The organism is Hominimerdicola aceti (assembly GCF_025567495.1).
Classification (GTDB): Bacteria; Bacillota; Clostridia; order Oscillospirales; family Ruminococcaceae; genus Hominimerdicola; species Hominimerdicola aceti.
On record NZ_JAOQJZ010000030.1, the window covers coordinates 1 to 1573 of the forward strand.

Genomic DNA, 1573 nt, shown 5'->3' on the forward strand with positions numbered 1-1573 from the left:
TAGAGCATTCGGCTGTTAACCGAAGGGTCGTTGGTTCGAGTCCAACAGGGGGAGCCAGAGGGCTGTAGCTTTTGCTATGGCTCTTTTTTGTATATATGATTTAGTATTGCAGTTTGTAAATGTAATGTATGGAAACAGTGCTTTCGTATGCTTACGTTAATGTAAGTGTGCGGAAGCACTGTTTGTCTAAAAAACACAGCACACGTTATGAGTGCTGTGATGAGGGAGCTGTTCGATAAATGGGAAACTATTTATGGATTGTCTTTGATTTCAATTTCTACTGAATAATCAACATTTTTTGAGTTGAGGTCTGTAAGCAGAATAGTATTATTATCAAAAGGAACTATTTCAATGTTGCCTTTTCTTTTGCATTTATCAATAAGTAAAAATTTCTTTCCATTTTGATCTGTACAAACAGCATATAACAGCTTAGGCACTTTGAGTTCATAAACTAAATTCGTAATATACGGCTGTACCCATTCTTCATTTCTTTCATAAATTCTGATACGTAATTCTTTTGATTCATCACTGATGCGTTGTTCAAAATTCTGCTGCACATATATCTTTTTGAATTTTTTGTTGTTATAATAATCCATAATCAATACATATGGCAGGAGCCACAAACCATAATCAATGAAGCCCAGAAAAGCTAACCATTTAATAGGAGAGAAGAGAAATGCAACAGCAAGAATAAACCCACCGAAAAATGGAAATCCAGATATGTGTTTTTTGCTTTTTTTGTTTTGATATAATGCGGCATATGTAACAGCTATCAAAAATGCTCCGATTATTCCAAGCGTTATAGTCATGAGCCATTCTTGCATAACATTTTTTCCTTTCTGAAAAATTCAAATAATAGTGCTGTGATAAGTGATCTGCTCGACAAATTGGAATTTAAATCATTTTTTATATGGTCTATAATGCGGATTTTCGGAATTATTTTTCCAAAATGCCTTTATACCATATTCTCTAATTTGTTGATTACCCTCCAGCCACTGCCTGTATACTATTTCTTCAAAAATTCCCTGCGTTTTTTTGCACGGAAACTCATTGCACTCTCCACAAAAATCAATGCCATGGTTCTTTGTGCACTCAAGCAAAAAACACCCTTCGATGCTGCATCCATTATGTTCTGTGCTGCGGCAACCTGAACAAGAAGCACCCGCATATATGCTAAGTACTCCCTCAAAGTTGTTATAGCTTTCTACGGCGTCGGGCATATGTACCTCATAAAATTCTTTTATGCCCTCTAAATATTTTAATAATGTTTTAGCCGACGCACAAATTATCCCATCATTATATGCCGAACAAGTGTGGCACATTAAAGAACATGGTGCAACCTTTTTAATAATTTCACTTTTATCCATTTTTTTGTACTCCTCCACTAAATTACGATTTGTCGGGCAGTTTATTCCGACCAATTACCAAAACCATTATACCACAGCTAATCAATGGTTCGTCCTTTGTTTGTATTATTTCTTAGCCAGATCTTTTATAACTTCTCCTGCCACGATAAGTCCCACCACTGACGGAACAAATGCTGTTGAGCCTGGAATATCACGGCGCACTGTGC

General features: G+C 36.1%; 2 protein-coding genes and 1 pseudogene. All 3 read right to left on the minus strand.

Annotated elements, in window-relative coordinates; genetic code table 11:
• Window positions 1-251: 251 nt before the first annotated feature.
• Window positions 252-824, minus strand: coding sequence for a hypothetical protein (locus OCV57_RS14180; protein ID WP_267302077.1), 573 nt, complete (start codon window positions 822-824; stop codon window positions 252-254).
• Window positions 825-899: 75 nt separating this feature from the next.
• Window positions 900-1367 (minus strand): DUF3795 domain-containing protein, encoded by a 468-nt coding sequence (locus tag OCV57_RS14185; protein WP_267302078.1) that lies wholly within the window; start codon window positions 1365-1367, stop codon window positions 900-902.
• 105 nt (window positions 1368-1472) lie between these two features.
• A pseudogene (locus tag OCV57_RS14190) lies at window positions 1473-1573 on the minus strand (tRNA threonylcarbamoyladenosine dehydratase); the annotation flags it as partial.

Bases quoted from the DNA above. Each gene is read 5' to 3' on its own strand.
- OCV57_RS14185 (WP_267302078.1), bottom strand. From the start codon at position 1,367: ATGGATAAAAGTGAAATTATTAAAAAGGTTGCACCATGTTCTTTAATG.
- OCV57_RS14180 (WP_267302077.1), bottom strand. From the start codon at position 824: ATGCAAGAATGGCTCATGACTATAACGCTTGGAATAATCGGAGCATTT.